The following is a 14,923-nucleotide window of genomic DNA, read 5'->3' as shown; positions in this document are numbered from 1 at the left end:
GTCACCGGGAACCTTCCACCCGCCAAATTGTGTCCTCATGACCGTGAGCGCCCGCGCCTTCATTGAACGTGCCCTGGAGCACCTGCCCGTCTTGAGGCGGGTGGGGCGTCGGTTGACGGGCAGCGCCGCGGAGGCGGATGACCTGGTACAGGAGACGCTGGCGCGCGCCCTGGAGCAGCGCGGCGCGCTGCGGGAGACCGAGCGCCTCAAGGCCTGGCTGCTCGCCGTACAGCGCACCGTGTTCCTCAACTCCCGCCGGGGGCTACGGCCTCACCTGGAGGTGCTGGAGGGGGGGCTGGGCCGGGCGCTGCCTCCGGAGCCGTCCGCGGACCTGGAGGCGGAGCTGCATGCCCGCACCTTGAGTGCGGGGATGCAGGCGGCGCTCGACTCCCTGGCGCCGGAGTGGCGCGACACGTTGTGGCTGCGGGAAGTCGAGGAGCTGAGCTACGAGGAGATCGCTCAGGTGCAGGGCTGCCCGGTGGGCACCGTGCGCTCGCGGCTGGCGAGGGCGCGGCTGGCGATGCTCGACTTCCTCGAGAAGGAGAAGGTCCATGGAAGCCTGTAGCCCCCAGTGGCAGGAGCGTCTCTCCGCGTGGTTCGACGGTGAGGTCCAGGCGCATGAGCAGCAGGCGGTGGCGCACCACCTGCCCCGATGCCCGGGCTGTGCCCGGGAGGCTGCCCGCTATGCCTCGCTGCGGCAGGCGCTCAGGGCGGAGGGCGCCGCGGAGCCGCGAGTGCCGCCCGAGCTGGCGGAGCGTGTCACGCGGTTGGCGCCGCGCCCCCGGAGGCTCTTCCCCACGCGGAGGCTGGCGGCGGGCGTGGCCGCGGTGCTCGCGTCGGTGGGAGTCCTCTGGACGTCATGGCCCAGCGGCATGAACGAGGCGCTGGCGATGGACCTCGAGCGGCACCACCTCAAGGCCTTCTCCCGGATCGCCCCCTGTGAGTTCGAGTCCTCCGACCCGGCCGAGGTGAAGGCGTGGGTGGAGCAGGAGGTGGGCTATCCGGTGGATGTGCCGGTGGTGCCAGGCGCGACGCTGCTGGGGGCCCGTCGCTGCCGGTTGCATGGAAAGCTCTCCGCCTCGTTGCTGTATCGGCACGAGGGGGGCAAGGCGATGACGCTCTTCCTCCCCCTGCCGGGCTCGGCGGCGGCGCAGGAGGCGGCCCGCTTCGCTGGTGACGGGCCTCGGTGCACGCAAGGGCCCGTGGGCGAGCGCATCTGCGTGCTGCCCGGTGTGGGCGAGCGGGCCGCGCTGGCCGTCTCCGAACTGGAGCCCGCGGTGCTCCTGGCCGCGCTGGCCCGCCTCTCTCCCTGAGGCGGCTGGGGCGGGGCCCTTCCGGAAGCGGCGGCGGGACCGTCCCCGCCGGCTGTTGGGGGCGCCGGGAGTGCGCGCGCCTGCGTGCCCTTGTCGCGGCCGGGCGGCCGGGCGGGGCAGGCGGTGAATCCTCTGGCCGTCGCCACGGCTCTCACCAGGCTGTACGCACTTCCCGGGGGCCAGTGGCCCCCGGTGTCGCTTGGAGCCGCGCCATGAAGGTCATTTTCGTCGTCATCGCCGTCGTGTTCATGGGTCTCGTCTTCACCGCTTGTACGCGCTCGCGTCCAGGTGACGCCGCGGCGGGGGCCGAGGCCCGCCGCAGGGTGGAGGCGGGCGCCACGTTGGTGGATGTCCGCACGCCCGAGGAGTTCGCCGCCGGTCACATTCCTGGCGCGGTGAACATCCCGGTGGATGAACTGGCACGGCGGTTCGGAGAGCTTGGCTCGCAGCAGACGCCCCTGGTGGTCTACTGCCGCAGTGGCGCGCGCAGCGGCCGTGCCGAGCGCCTGTTGAAGGAGCAGGGGTTCCAGGACGTCTTCAATCTCGGCTCCATGTCGACGTGGAGGTGATGCGCGAGGTGTTCGAGGTGAGCCGCCGTCCGGGAACTTCGCGCGGCGTACCTCGTGTCATCTCCGCTGTCTCATTCACCCCTCGCAAGGTGCTCCATGATGTCCCGTCTCCTATCCGCGCTCGGCGCGCTGCTCGTCCTGGCCTCCGGCTGTGCTTCACCCCGGCCGCCGGCCACCGCCAGCGCTCCGACGCCCCAGCGTCAGCAGCTCACCGTCCTCTACGTGGCGGACCTGCATGCGCAGATGCGCGCCCACCCGGAACTCTTCTGGCGCGATGGGAAGGAGCGCATCGAGATGGCGGGTGGCTTCGCCCGCGTCGCCGCCGCCATCCAACAGATCCGGGCCGAGCGCGGCGGTGACGTGCTGGTGCTCGACGCCGGCGACACGATTCAAGGCTCGGGCGCGGCTGCCCTCACCGAGGGCGGCGCCCTCATCGAACCGCTCAATGCGCTCGGCCTGGACGGCGCGGTGCCCGGCAACTGGGAGGTGGTGTACGGCCCCGCGGTGCTGCGCCAGCGCGCCCGTGAGCTGAAGCACCCGCTCTTCGCTGCCAACCTGCGTGATGCGGCCAGCGGTGAACGGCTCTTCCCGCCGTACCTGGTGAAGGAGGTGGGCGGGGTGAAGGTGGCCGTGGTGGGCTTCACCGACCCGGACGTCCCGCGCCGTCAGCCCCCGGGGTACAGCAAGGGGCTGCGCTACGACGGCCCGGAGGCGCTGCCGGAGCTGGTGCGCGAGGTGCGCGAGCGCGAGGGCGCCCAGGTGGTGCTCTTGATGTCGCACGTAGGGCTCGCCAAGGCCGTGGGCATCGCCGCCCGGGTGTCTGGCGTGGACGCCCATCTGTCCAGTGACACGCATGAGCGCACCTATGTCCCCATCGAGCAGGCTGGAAGCTGGGTGGTGGAGCCCGGCGCCTTCGGCTCCTTCCTCGGCCGGTTGGACTTGTGGCTGGAGGACGGGAAGGTGGTGGACCGCCGCTGGGAGCTCATCGAGCTGACCGCGTCGCGCTTCCCCGAAGACCCGGAGATGGCGCGGCTCGTGGACGCCGCGCTCGCGCCTTATGACGAACAGCTGTCCTCGCCGGTGGGGCACACCGACGTGACGCTCGCGCGCTATGCGGTGGTGGAGAACCCGCTGGACAACGTGCTGGCTGACGCCATCCGCGCCGCTGGCGGGACGGAGATTGGCCTCTCCAACGGCTTCCGCTTCGGCACGCCGCTGCTGCCCGGGCCCGTGCGCGAGGCGGACCTGTGGAACTTCTTTCCCATCACCAACAAGCTGAAGACGGGCAAGGTGAGTGGCCGTCAGCTTCGCGCCTTCTGGGAGCAGGAGCTGGAGAACGTCTTCGCGAAGGACCCGGAGAAGCGCTTCGGCGGGTGGCTGCCGCGCCCCTCGGGGATGACGGTGCGCTTCCGCTCGGAGGCCCCCAAGGGGCAGCGCCTCCTCTCCCTGGAGGTCGCTGGCGAGCCGGTGGTGGACGAGCGCCTCTACACCGTGACGGCCTGTGAGCGGGAAGGGGACTCGCCGGACATGCTCTGCCGTATCCCCGGCGTCCAGGACCCGCGGGTGCTCGACGTGGACGCGCACGAGGCCGTGCGCCGCTTCCTCGCCGGCAAGCCGCGACTGAGTGCGTCTCTGGAGGGCCGCGCGGTGGGCGAGGACCTGCCGGCCGTGCTCCGCACCCAGCAGGTTCAACCGTGAGCGCGACTTCCCCCCACCGTCCCCCCGAAATGACCGCACCTCTCGCCGCTTCCAACTCGACTTCCTCCGCGCCTCCGCCTGGGGGCCCCTGGCGCCGGCGACTGCCGGGGCTCGGGCTCGCCGCATCACTGGCGGTGGTCAGCTACGGGCTGGCCACGCTCCCCGGCCTCAAGGTGGTGGGGCCCCTCACGGTGGCCCTGCTGATTGGCATCTCACTGCGCACGGCCCTGGGGCTGGCGCCCAGCCTGATGGAGGGCACGCGCTACTCGGCGCGCACGGTGCTGCGGTTGGGCATCGTGCTGATGGGCGCGCGGCTCGACTTCGGGTTGGTGGCGAAGGTGGGCCCACGCGTGCTGCTGCTGGCCCTGGCCGTCATCGTCGGCGGCATTCTGGGCATCCGCTGGGTGACGAAGCGCTTCGGCGTGCCGGAGAAGCTGGGCACGCTGCTGGCGGTGGGGACTTCCATCTGTGGCGCCAGCGCGGTGGTGGCCGCCAGCTCCGTCACCCGCGCGGAGGAGGAGGACACCACGCTGGCGGTGGGGCTGTGCGGAATCCTGGGCACGGTGGGCGTCCTCTTCTACGTCTTCGTGGGGCCGCTGCTGGGGCTGAGCACCGCGCAGCTCGCCATCCTGTCGGGCGCCACGTTGCATGAGGTGGCGCAGGTCATGGCCGCGGCCTTCACCTGGGGCACCTCCGCCGGGGACCTGGGCACGCTGGTCAAGCTCACCCGCGTGGTGCTGCTGGCCCCCGCGCTCGTGGTGCTGGGGCTGGTCTCCGGCGCGGGCGGGCAGGTGCGCTACTCGCTGAAGGAGCCGCCCATCCCGTGGTTCGTCATCGGCTTCCTCGCGGTGGGCGTGCTGGGCACGGTGGGCGTGGTGCCCGCCGCCGCCAAGGCGTGGCTCTCCACCGCCAGCGTCTTCCTCATGGTGATGGCCATGGCGGCCATGGGGCTTGGCACCCACCTGAGCATGGTCCGCCGCGCGGGCATGCGGGTCGTCTACGCGGGCCTCGTTGGCTTCGCCGCCCTGGCGCTGGCCGCCTGGGGGCTCATCCATGTGCTGTCCATCCAGTAGTCCTCGAACCCGTCTTCCTCGAACCACTTCGGAGTCCATCCAGATGAATCGCATCCTGTCGTTGCTCGTCATCTCGCTCGTCACCGCGCCCCTGGCCTCGTTCGCCGCGCCGCCGTCCCAGCCCGCGAAGAAGGAGGTGCCCGCTCGCCAGGGCAAGCTCGTCTTCGTGGCCACCACGGGCCTGGAGGACCTGGGCACCCTCTCCAGCTCCCTCCGTCACGTGAAGAACGCCAAGGAGTCGGGCTACCTCTCGGACGTGGTGTGGCTCACCTACGGCCGCGCGGTGGTGGCGCTGGACCCGACGGTGAAGGCCGTTCCGGCGGAGGTCCGCGAGGCGGCCCAGGCGGCGAAGGCCGCTGGCGTGCGGCTGGTGGCGTGCGGCACCGCGCTGAAGAAGTTTGGCATTGACCCGAAGGCGCTCCAGCCCCAGGCCGACGTGGTGGACGACGGCGTGGCGGAGCTGTCGCGGCTGGTGGCCGAGGGCTACCAGGTCATCCGCTACTAGCGAGTCGTGGCCCCCATGGAGCGCGCGACGCGCGGGACGCGGACCGTGCTGTCCCTCTGCCTGGTGGCCCTGACCGGCCTGGCGCGGCCGGGCCGGGCAGAGGAGGTGGTGGAGGAGGGGCCGCGGCTGGAAATCAGGGAGGCGCTCCAGGTCCGAATCGACCAGGGGCTGAGCGACCCGGGCGCCGCCGCCGTGAGCCTGCGACGTGGGCGGGTAGGCCTCCACCTGACCGGGTCACCGTGGGTGCGGGGCGGACTGGAGGTGTCGTTCGATCGGCTCGTCCTCCTGCCCGGTCCGCTTCAGGGGCCGCCGCTGGCCCTCCACGAGGCCAGCGTCACCTTCACCGTGCTGCCCCAGCACGCCTGGCTCAGCGTGGGCCTGTTCCGTCCGCAGGTGGGCCGGGAGAACCTCACCAGTGGCTTCGAGGTGGACTCGCTGGACAAGGCCATCACGCAAGGCCCCCTGCGCGAGCACCTCACCGGGACGGAGTCGGGGCGCGCACCGGGAGTGGACGTGGGGGGCCTGCTCCGCGGTGAGGGCTGGAGCTTGCGCTATGATTCGGGCGTGGTGGTGTACCGCCCCGGGCCGGAGGGGGCGTGGCGACCACCCCTGCTCGTGGCCCGCGCCGCGCTCACCCTGGGCACGCCCGAGGCGGAGACGTATTCCCTCAGCCTGCCTATGAATGACTTCGGCCTTCGTCCGGGCCTCACCCTGGCCCTGCAAGGGAGCACGGAGCCCGGGGGCGACGCACGCTCCTGGGGCGTGGACGCGCTCCTGCGCCTGCGCCCGCTGGTGCTCTCGGCCGAGCTCCACCAGGTGGCCTCCCCCCGGGGACACGCGCTGCTCGCCCACGTCCGCGCGGGCCTCAACCTGCCAGGGCCGGGGGGCACGGTGCTCGAGCCGTGGGCGCTGGTGGCGCGAGTCTCGGGCGGCGCCCTGGCGGATGCCCCGGGCGGGGCGCGGCTGGATGCCGGGCTCAGCTGGTATCTCCGCCGGCAGGCGCTTCGCGCCACCCTGGGCGGGAGCTGGCGGCCTCCCGGGCACGGCGCGTCCGGAGGTCAACTCGGCCTGTCACTTCAGCACCGACGCTAGGTATTGCGCGATGTAACCTCCTGGCGCCATCCAGGAAGGCATCCTGGTGGCTGGGCGTTCTTCCGATGAGGAGGCGAAGGGCGGATGTCGACGCGAACCGATGAGCAGTTGATGGAGGCCGCGCGCGCTGGCGACGACAAGGCCCTGGACGAGGTCCTCGCCCGCCACGAGAAGCAGGTCTACCGCTTTGGCCTGCGCATGTGCGGCTCCGAGGAGGACGCCATGGAGGTCCTCCAGGAGACGTTGTTCTCCGCCTTCCGGGGCATCCACGCGTTCCGGGGGGACGCGGCGCTGTCCACCTGGTTGTACCAGGTGGCCCGCACGCACTGCTTCCGCCTGCGCCGCCGCCGCGTCGGCGCGCCCGAGGACTTCCAGCCGCTCGACTCGACCGCGGCCACGAGCGTCGCGGCGGAGGAGGCGACGCCGGACATGGTCTCCCACGCGCGGCAGATGGGCGAGGTGTTGCAGGCGGCCATCCTCGCGCTGCCGGAGGCGCATCGAGAGGTGCTCATCCTCCGGGACGTGGAGGGGCTCACGGCCGAGGAGGCGGCCAGCGTGGTGGGCATCGAGGTGCGGGCGCTCAAGAGCCGGCTGCACCGCGCGCGGATCCAGATGCGAGAGCACCTCGCCACCCTCCTGGGGGAGGGCGGTCACGGACAGGGCGCGGGGTGTCCGGAGCTGGCGCAGGAGCTGTCGGAGTTCGCCGCGGAGGAGGTGGACCAGGCCGCCTGTGTGCGCCTGGAGGAGCATCTGTCCCGCTGCTCCCGCTGCAGCGACGCGTGTGACGCGCTCAAGCGCACGGTGTCCCTGTGTCGGCGCATCCCCGGGGATGATGTCCCCGCGCCCGTGCGCGCGGCGGTACGGCAGGCGCTGTCACGCGCGCTGCCCGCCTGAGCCCGCTCGCCTTGGAGCACCGGGAGCCCCGGGGGGGCGCGGCCTACGGGGCTGAACGGGCCTCCTCGGCGGCGGGCGCCGCGAGCGCGGAGTAGATGTCGAACCACGCCAGGTACGAGCGCCAGGCCGGGTCACGCAGCTCGAGCAGGGTGCGGCGCGCCTTGCCGAGTCGCTGGGGCACGTCGAAGGGCAAGCCCCCGTCGCCCTTCACATTCAACTGTGCCGCGAACCAGAGCACGTCCAGTTGCCCTGGATCGACGTTCGCGTGCGTCCGCGCGACCAGCGAGTCGGAGTGCTTCAACGCCTCGCCCAGCCAGCGCGTCGCCCGTGCCGGGTCCTGCTGGTCCACCGCGTTCTCCGCCAGCCGCAGCTCCGCCAGCGTCACGGCGCGGATGTCCTCGTCGCGGTCCAACTGGTCGAATTGATCCAGGTACAGCTTGCGCCGCGTTTCGAGCGCCCGCGCCGCGGCGTCCAGGCGTCCCAGCCGGGTCTCCGCGTTCGCGCGCAGGCCCGAGGCGATGAGGCGGTAGGAGCGCAGGACATGCTCGGGCGTGGAGTGGGCCCACTTCAACGCGCTCCGGACACCGGGCGTCGCCAGGTCTCGCTCGACCTGCTCCAGGTCCTCCAAGGTCCGCTGCGGCTGACCCGCACCCAGCGCCGCGGCGCCGCGCGCCAGCCGCACCACCATCCGGTTGCGCAGGCCCTCTTCATCCTGGGGGCGCGCCTCCACGAGCGGCAGCTCCCGGTCATAGAGCGTCAGCGCCCGGTCGAAGCGGCCGGCGGCGAGGTTGTAGAGCGCGGCGCGGTCCAGGGCCAGCGGGAGGAACCTGGACAGCCGCTGCGTGGTCTCCACCATGGCCAGGGCCTTGTCCGCCGCCTGGGCCGCGTCGGCTTCACGGTCGACGTGGAGCAGTGCGTGGGCCCGCGCCATGGACACCGCGAGCCCCGCCCAATTGTCCACGTACGGCAGCTTGTCCCGCTGTTCGAGGTAGCCCAGGGCGATGTGGAAGTTGCCCACCTGCGTGTGCAGCAGCCCCAGCGCGCCGAGAATCATGGCCCGGTAGCGGACGTTGTTCCGCATCAGGTCCAGGGCCACCATGTAGTGGCGGTTGGCGCGCTCGGCGGCGGCGGGGTTGCGGTTGCGCAGGAAGTCCTCGTGATGGATGGCGCCCAGGAGCGCCTGCACCACGCGCTGGTTCTTCAGCGCCGGCCACTCGGCACGCAGCTCCCTCACCGCCGAGGTCACGGCCTGCGCATGGGCATCTCCCTCCAACTTGGAGAGCTGGCGCGCGGTGACGTAGGCCTTCACGAAGTGCGCGAGCGGCTTCGCCATGTTCGGAGCGGTGGTGGTGACTTCCTTCTCCACCACGTCCGGACTGACGCCGGCTCGCAAGCGCAGGTTCATGGCTTCGACGGCGCTTTCCAGCGAACCCGTCCGCTGCGTCACCAGGTCGAAGTCCGCGCGCGCCATGTCCTGGCGTTGCCGCGCCAGCCGCCGGTAGGCGCGGCCCATCAGCGCGCGGCGAAAGAGCCGCTCGGCGCGGCGTCGCTCCTCGCTCCCCGGTGGCGTGTCGTCGATGTAGACCATCGCCAGCGATTCCATGATGCCATCGGCGCCGAGCCCCGCCGCCCGCTCCACGGCGTCCTGAACCAGGACCCGTCTGCGCAGCGGGTCCTTCTGCTGCCGGTAGAATTCGATCAGCGCCTCCCGCACGGCACGAGGAGGCCGCTCGCTTCGGAGCGCATTGATGTGGCGGCCCAGCTCCAGCGCGTACGCGTAGGCCGAACCGGCGGGCGCCGTCGTGAGCGCCTGCGCCATCGCCGCGTCCGCCTCGTCGTAGGGGCGTCCCCGGTACAGGGCGCGGACCGCGGCACGCGCGAAGTCGAGCTGGTCGTCGGCCGGGAAGATGCGGTGCTCGGAGAGCCGCCGGCCCGCTTCAATCAAAGGCTCGCGCGCATCGAGCTTCCGGTACAGCGCGTCCGCGCGCGCGTGATACGCCTCCAGCACCGCGCGCGGCGTGGTGTCTGCGATTTCGGCCGCCTCCAGCTCCTTCCGGGCCCGCGTGAAGTCGCCCGCGTCATCCGCCAACTCGCTGCGCACCACGCGCTGGAAGACAGCGGCCGCGGGGCTGCGCGCGTTCGCGGGCTCCAGCGCGGCCATGCGCTTCTGCTCCGCGACACTCAGCTCCTCCACCATGCGGCCCCGCTCGCGCTCCTTCATGGCGCGCCGGTGGTCGATGAGGGCGCGGAGCGGTTCCTCCAGGCCCGCGGTGGCGGGGTCGCTCACCGAGCCCAGGTGGCGGGCGTAGAACTCCGCCGCGCTGAAGTCCTCGTAGGCCAGGTGCAGCATGCTCATGCGCATCATCAGCAGGCGGCGAAGCCTGGGCCGCGTCTCGAGCAGCAGCCGGTGGCGATAGAGCAGCAGCTCATCGGCGCGCCGGCCCACCATCCTCAACTCTCCGCTGAGCCGGCGCGCATCCCAGGCACTGGGGACCTGGCCATCCAGCGGCATCTGGTACACGTCCAGGGACTGCGCGCGTGAACAGGTCGCCGCCAGAGACGTGGCCGCGGGCGCCGGGTACTGGCAGTTCCAGGACGCACTGGTGAGCTGGTCCGGATTGGCGGCGGCGGCTTGCTCGGCGGCGTCGTCACGCTCCGTCGCGAAGGGCACCCGGAACAGCACGCCGCTGTCGCTGGCGTCGATGACGCCATCCGCATTCGAGTCCGTGAAGAACTGCACCACGTACAGGTAGCGCCCATCCCGTGAGAACGTCGGCTGTCCCGTCTGCCCCGGGATGTCGAGCGACAGCGGGACGGGCTTCGCGCCGGGGGCATCCAGGCGCAGCGCCTCCAGGTGGGGCGCGGCGCGCGCGGCGAAGCCGGGGCCCACCTGCCGCACGGAGCGTTCGATGGGGACGTACACCAGCCAGCGCCCATCCGGGGAAAGGGTCGGGCTGGTCAGGTTCCGCTCGAGCAGGGGCGTCACGCGCCACTCGCCGCCCAGCTCGACGCGCGACAGGTGGAGGTCGCCCTGGATGGTGGTCCGGCTCACCAGCGCGATGTGCGAGGTGTCCATCCACTCCGCCTGGAGGGCGTTGGCGTCTCCTTCGAGGCACCGGCGCTCTTTCGCGGTGGGCAGCTCGCGTACGCACAGCTGGCCACCGGCCTGGTCGCGGAACGAGATGTAGAGCAGGTGCTTGCCGTCGGGACTGATGCGCGGCCACGTGACATCCGCGCCTTCGTCGAACAGCCGGCGCTCGCGTCCGCGCTCCAGGTCCTGCGTGAAGATTTCGGTCGCGATGCTGCGGTTGGACGCGAAAATCAACGTGTTCCCGTCAGGCGTCAGTTGCCCCAGGAACTGGTCGCCCACGCCGACGGTGAGCCGGGTGGGCGTGCGCAGCCCTCCATCGTTCTCATCGTCCTGCGCCCAGACGCTCCCCGCGATCAGCGTCACCAGGGCCACGACGCCCCGTCTCCGCCGCGTCAGCACTGCTTCTCTCCCCAGGTCCCATCCTCGGCCTCGACCCAACCGCCGCAGACGACACCCTCCGCGTGCGCCTTGTGCCAGTTCCGGCGCAGCGTCTCTTCCGGGACGTCGGGGCGGGCCGACCGCATCCACTTCCAGAGCAGCTGACGGGAGCGATTCACCCGCTCGACCAGGGCCACGTCGTCGGCTGTCATGCGCCCGGCCTGGCAGCGGCGCCGGGTATTCACCAGCAGCCCGTCCCGCCCTTCACCCACGCAGTGGCGACGGAGCAGGTCGTCAACGCGGTCCGCGGGCGTCCTGCCGATGTTCTCCACCAGCGGCGTGGGCTGGATGCCCAGCTCTTCCAACTGGTTGGGTGTGAACGGCGCCGGCGTGGGGTTCATGCCCGCGCGAGCCAGCCGCTGCTCCACGTCCTTGAACGAGCCCGCGGCCTGTTCCTCGAGCGCCGTCGCGCGGTCCACCATGACAATCTCCGGCGCGCTGATGCACCCGGGCGTGGCGAGGGCGGCCCACAGCAGCAACCCACGGTGTTTCATGGCGTGGTCTCCGGAGGAGTCATGGATTTGATGAGCTGGTCGACGATGGGGCCCATGGGGATGCCTCGGATTTCGTCGATGCTGAGCAGCTTCGCCAGGCCGCCCATGGTGATGCGCAGGCTGCCGAAGCCGTGGTTGAAGCTCACCCGCACGTGCTCCGGGTAGCCCAGCCGCAAGGCATAGCGGACCCGGTTGGTGGCGGGGTTGACATGGCGGGGGTCTTCGATGTCGAGCAGGTCCAGCAGGTGGCGGTTGCCAATGCGCAGAATCTCCGCGCGGCCATTGATGCTGCGGTCCTTCGCGGAGATGACCACGGCGGCATTGCCGTCGAAGGGCTCGCCTCGGGATGACTGGACCCCGGTGGCTCGCACGCGGGCCTCCAGGGTGGAGTGCTTGCCTTGCCAGTCCAGGAGCCACTGTCCGGTGATGCGCCCACCGCGAACCCCCATCTCCAGCTGCGTCATGGAGACGACGTGCTGGTTGATGGACAGGTTCCCCGCCAGGGGCGCGACGGCGACGAGCGGCGTGCTGATGCGTTTGGCGGACACGTACCCGCTGCGGGAGAGCAGGGGATGCTGGTCGGCGAAACGAAGCATCGGGTACGGGTTCACGTCGATGTCGCTCAGCAGCCGCAGTTGTCCCTCGCTGAACTCGAGGTTCTCGGTGAGCGGGACGTTGCCGTCCATCCCTTCAATCTCGAACCCCTGCTCGGGCAGGCGCAGGTTCAAGTCCTGGAGGAGCAGGTTGGAGACGGTCCGGAAGACGGTGAGGTCGGGGGAGCCCACGCGGAAATCGACGGTGACCTTGCCGCTTCCCTCCAATATCCCGGGGCGCGCGAGCCTGGCCATGTCCTGCGACAGCTCGCCCCGGAGCCCCAGGCGGCGCCGGTCCTCGCTGAGGTCGAGCCGCCCCCGGACCTTCAAATGGGTGCTGGTCCCCGCGTTGCTCAGGTGGAGCTGGGGAACGTGGATGACGCCCGTGGGCTTGCGCCGCGCGGAGAACGTCGCTTCCACGTCCTGGACCGGGTAGGGCAGCGCCGGTTTCTGTTCCAACGCGCGGAGCTTCAAGTGCTGCTTCAGCTCGATGTCGTCCGCTTCCAGCACCTCCGTGAAGCTGGCGGTGGTGTCGCTGGTCAGCTCCGAGAAGGACAGCCGCCGATCGCTCATTCCGACCGTGAGCTTCTCCACGCGCAGGTCACTGTGAACGGTTCGTCTGGGACCTTCGACGCGAGACGCCAACTGCCAATGCAGCGCGGGAACGTTGAGTGACAGGGCGTCCTGCCTCCAGCGCAGGCCCCGCGCGCTCACCACCGCCGTTCCATCGAAGCTGGCGGTACGCGCAGGGGCCGGGGCGAGTCGCGGCGTGCCATCGGCTGTGACGCCCGTGAGCACGCCGCGAAGCGTGCCGTGCAGCTCGATGCCCACCGCGAGCCGCCCGGCATCCAGCTCCGGGGGCACCTGCGCCATGGCCAGCAAGGGCGCCAGAGGGCCCAGTGGGGGGATGTCGCCCTTCACGTCGACGCGGAGGGCGCGGGCCTTCCGGTCGAACGCCGCCGCGGCGTCCAGCATGACCTTCGGCCCTTCATGACTGGTGAGCACCAACCGGACCGCGGGCTTCCGGCGGTTGAGGTCCAGCGTCAGCGTCTGATGCTGGAGCCCCAAGTCCTTCTCACCAGCCCGGAGCCCTTCGATTCGCAGGTCCACGTCGCCCTGGTGGCGCCAGGCGTCACCCCGCGAGCGCACCACGACGGCGACGTCGCTGGCCGTCACGTTGTCCCACGCGGGCCGTTGCAGCTTCAGCTCCGTGCGGTGCTCCAGCCGTGGCGCGGGTGAGAAGAGCGCCTTCACGCTGCCCTTGGAGTCCAGGCGCACGCCCAGGTGCTGCCACGGAATGCGCGCCGCGACCGGGTCGGGAATGAAGGGGCGGGCGGCGGCGAGGTCCGGTGTCCGAGCGGCCAGGGTGTAAGACACCGCGTCGGTGTCCTTGGTGGCATCCAGGGACGCCTGCAGGTCGCCGACGTCGAGCACGAACTGCGCGCGGCCTCGGCTGAGCTGGGGCTCGTCGAGCCGCGGGAACGCGTCCGACGCATCGAACTTCACGCGCACGGGGCCCTTCAGCAGCGTGCGCCCATCCGGCGACGACACATGGAGCGCCCCGACGGGCACGTTCGCGCTCAGTGCGAGGGGAGGCGCCGCCGCCAGCGGCGCGCTGAGCTGGAAGCCCATCCGTTCGGCCTGCGCTCGCAGGTCCGGAGTCCGGAGGTCCAGGGACTCCACCATGCCCGACAGGCTCGCGTCCCCGGCGACCTGGAGCGGAGAGGAGGGCTCTGGGCGGAGCTGATGGCCCTTCACTTCACCGTGGGCCTTTGGAATCCGCAGGGCCGTGGGGCCTCCCACGTCGAGCCCATCGATTCCGAACGTCAGCTGCGCGGAGAGCCCCTGCCGCGGATCAGGCGTCGCCACCAGGGTGACGCGTCCTCCGCCGAGCGCCAGCCGGACCGGCTCACCGGTCATCCGGAGCGACGCGACGTCCACGTCCAGGCCCAGTCTGCCGCGAGGCCCCAGTTGAGGCATCGCGCTCAGGGTGACATCTCGTGCGTCCAGCTTGACCTTGCCACGCTCGAGCGTGAACGGACGCCATTCGGAAGGGATTGCCGCCAGCAGCCTTCCCAGCTCGATGTCCGCCAGGGCGCGCGTCACGACCGGGGGCTCGCCCGCGGCATCCGGGAGCACGGCCTGGGCCTCGAGCTCCGCGCTGTCCGTCAGCCGGGTGCGCTCCAACTCCACGGCGATGTGGCGCTTCTCGGTGTCGAACCGCGCGGCCACCGCGCCGTGAAGCAGCGATCGGACCGAGAAACGTGGGTCGAAGGACTGCTGGGTGACATCGATGTCCACCTGCGCGCGAGCGGCCGAAGCGCCAGCCTCCATCGAAAGGGCGAACGCCAGCTCCGCGAGGGCCGGGGGCGTGGCGGAGCCTTCGTGGCGCAGCGCCAGCGGCAGCGGGGCACCCGCCTGGCCCAGGTTCGCGAAGACCTTCCATTCCCCGTCGTGATGCTTCGCTTCGACCCGCGCCGCGAGCCCGCCCAGGGACCAGCGCTCGGCGACTTCGCCACGCTGGACGCGGACGTAGCTCAGCGACACGCCCGACACATCGACGTGCCTGACAGGAAGCGGCGCTCCCAGGAGGTCTGTGACCTGCTGGGAGGCACCCACTGGCGTTTCAATGGGCGGCGGCGCTGGGGCTTCAGTGCTCCTCAGTCCTGTGAGGGAGGTGGCGCCTGAATCGTCAGCGACCAGGGCGAGCGCCACGTCCCGCACCACCACCCGCTCAATCCGGACGGGGCCGGTCACCAGCGCACGGGGGGACCAGTGCGCCTCCAACGCGCCGACGCGCAGCAGCTCCGGGGCGGCGGTATGGAACGGAGCGGGCGTCCGCACCACCAGCCCACCCAGCTTCAACCCCGAGAGGAGCTGGACCTGGGCGACCTGGTAGTCCACCTGGAGCCCGGTGGCCGCCTCCACCTTGGAGACAATGGGCTGCTTCAGCCAGGGACTGTCGAGGTTGCGCAGCACCACCCCGGCAGCGACCAGTGTCAGCGCGGGGAGCACGACCAGGATTGTAAAAACCACGCCCGCGATGATTCGAGCCCACCGCCGGCGAGGACGTTCAGCTGTGGTGGAATCCATGTGGCCCGGTTGACGCGCGCGGCCATCATGGTCGGGGGCCTGTACGAAGTCGAGGAGACGTTGTGGGCGG

Annotated in this window: 11 protein-coding genes; 8 read left to right on the top strand and 3 right to left on the bottom strand. The window is 71.3% G+C overall.

Annotated features, from left to right (window positions below; genetic code table 11):
• Positions 1-37 precede the first annotated feature (37 nt).
• The 8 genes from HNV26_RS07055 (at position 38) to HNV26_RS07020 (ending at position 7,144) form a co-directional block, all read left to right on the top strand.
• Positions 38-565 (top strand): RNA polymerase sigma factor, encoded by a 528-nt coding sequence (locus HNV26_RS07055; protein ID WP_171440746.1) that lies wholly within the window; start codon positions 38-40, stop codon positions 563-565.
• Positions 552-1,313 (top strand): anti-sigma factor family protein, encoded by a 762-nt coding sequence (locus HNV26_RS07050; protein WP_171440745.1) that lies wholly within the window; start codon positions 552-554, stop codon positions 1,311-1,313. Before HNV26_RS07055 ends, HNV26_RS07050 begins: the two co-directional genes overlap by 14 nt.
• A 212-nt stretch (positions 1,314-1,525) precedes the next feature.
• The gene (locus HNV26_RS07045; RefSeq protein WP_171440744.1) at positions 1,526-1,882 is read left to right on the top strand and encodes a rhodanese-like domain-containing protein; all 357 of its coding nucleotides are present in this window, start codon (positions 1,526-1,528) and stop codon (positions 1,880-1,882) included.
• 99 nt (positions 1,883-1,981) lie between these two features.
• Positions 1,982-3,580 carry a bifunctional metallophosphatase/5'-nucleotidase gene (locus tag HNV26_RS07040; RefSeq protein ID WP_171440785.1) on the top strand — a complete coding sequence of 533 codons (1,599 nt, stop codon included), beginning with the start codon at positions 1,982-1,984 and terminating at the stop codon, positions 3,578-3,580.
• A 29-nt stretch (positions 3,581-3,609) separates the two neighbouring features.
• The gene (locus tag HNV26_RS07035) at positions 3,610-4,653 is read left to right on the top strand and encodes a YeiH family protein (protein ID WP_171440743.1); all 1,044 of its coding nucleotides are present in this window, start codon (positions 3,610-3,612) and stop codon (positions 4,651-4,653) included.
• Positions 4,654-4,696: 43 nt separating this feature from the next.
• Positions 4,697-5,158: a DsrE family protein gene (locus HNV26_RS07030; RefSeq protein ID WP_253816312.1), complete on the top strand. Its 462-nt coding sequence runs from the start codon at positions 4,697-4,699 to the stop codon at positions 5,156-5,158.
• Positions 5,159-5,173: 15 nt separating this feature from the next.
• On the top strand, positions 5,174-6,250 hold the full coding sequence (locus tag HNV26_RS38910) for a hypothetical protein (RefSeq protein WP_171440741.1): 1,077 nt from the start codon (positions 5,174-5,176) through the stop codon (positions 6,248-6,250).
• Positions 6,251-6,334: 84 nt separating this feature from the next.
• Positions 6,335-7,144, top strand: a complete 810-nt coding sequence (locus HNV26_RS07020; protein ID WP_171440740.1) for a sigma-70 family RNA polymerase sigma factor — start codon at positions 6,335-6,337, stop codon at positions 7,142-7,144.
• Positions 7,145-7,187: 43 nt separating this feature from the next.
• Here HNV26_RS07020 and HNV26_RS07015 read toward each other — a convergent pair whose 3' ends face one another.
• Genes HNV26_RS07015 through HNV26_RS07005 form a run of 3 tightly spaced genes read right to left on the bottom strand, consistent with a single transcriptional unit; the run spans position 7,188 to position 14,853 of the window.
• Positions 7,188-10,634, bottom strand: a complete 3,447-nt coding sequence (locus HNV26_RS07015) for a hypothetical protein (RefSeq protein WP_366816800.1) — start codon at positions 10,632-10,634, stop codon at positions 7,188-7,190.
• Positions 10,628-11,167, bottom strand: coding sequence for a DUF1318 domain-containing protein (locus HNV26_RS07010; protein ID WP_171440738.1), 540 nt, complete (start codon positions 11,165-11,167; stop codon positions 10,628-10,630). Before HNV26_RS07010 ends, HNV26_RS07015 begins: the two co-directional genes overlap by 7 nt.
• On the bottom strand, positions 11,164-14,853 hold the full coding sequence (locus HNV26_RS07005) for a hypothetical protein (RefSeq protein ID WP_171440737.1): 3,690 nt from the start codon (positions 14,851-14,853) through the stop codon (positions 11,164-11,166). Before HNV26_RS07005 ends, HNV26_RS07010 begins: the two co-directional genes overlap by 4 nt.
• Positions 14,854-14,923: the final 70 nt, after the last annotated feature.

The sequence above is a fragment of the Myxococcus xanthus genome, from assembly GCF_013116825.1.
Taxonomy (GTDB): Bacteria; Myxococcota; Myxococcia; order Myxococcales; family Myxococcaceae; genus Myxococcus; species Myxococcus xanthus_B.
The sequence above is the reverse complement of the archived record's forward strand: the minus strand, read 5'-3'. Positions and strand labels throughout refer to the sequence as shown.

Excerpts from the sequence above, each read along its gene's own strand:
- HNV26_RS07040 (WP_171440785.1), top strand. The coding sequence starts at position 1,982 with ATGTCCCGTCTCCTATCCGCGCTCGGCGCGCTGCTCGTCCTGGCCTCC.
- HNV26_RS07030 (WP_253816312.1), top strand. The coding sequence starts at position 4,697 with ATGAATCGCATCCTGTCGTTGCTCGTCATCTCGCTCGTCACCGCGCCC.
- HNV26_RS07050 (WP_171440745.1), top strand. The coding sequence starts at position 552 with ATGGAAGCCTGTAGCCCCCAGTGGCAGGAGCGTCTCTCCGCGTGGTTC.
- HNV26_RS07045 (WP_171440744.1), top strand. The coding sequence starts at position 1,526 with ATGAAGGTCATTTTCGTCGTCATCGCCGTCGTGTTCATGGGTCTCGTC.
- HNV26_RS38910 (WP_171440741.1), top strand. The coding sequence starts at position 5,174 with ATGGAGCGCGCGACGCGCGGGACGCGGACCGTGCTGTCCCTCTGCCTG.
- HNV26_RS07010 (WP_171440738.1), bottom strand. The coding sequence starts at position 11,167 with ATGAAACACCGTGGGTTGCTGCTGTGGGCCGCCCTCGCCACGCCCGGG.
- HNV26_RS07005 (WP_171440737.1), bottom strand. The coding sequence starts at position 14,853 with ATGGATTCCACCACAGCTGAACGTCCTCGCCGGCGGTGGGCTCGAATC.
- HNV26_RS07020 (WP_171440740.1), top strand. The coding sequence starts at position 6,335 with ATGTCGACGCGAACCGATGAGCAGTTGATGGAGGCCGCGCGCGCTGGC.
- HNV26_RS07055 (WP_171440746.1), top strand. The coding sequence starts at position 38 with ATGACCGTGAGCGCCCGCGCCTTCATTGAACGTGCCCTGGAGCACCTG.
- HNV26_RS07035 (WP_171440743.1), top strand. The coding sequence starts at position 3,610 with ATGACCGCACCTCTCGCCGCTTCCAACTCGACTTCCTCCGCGCCTCCG.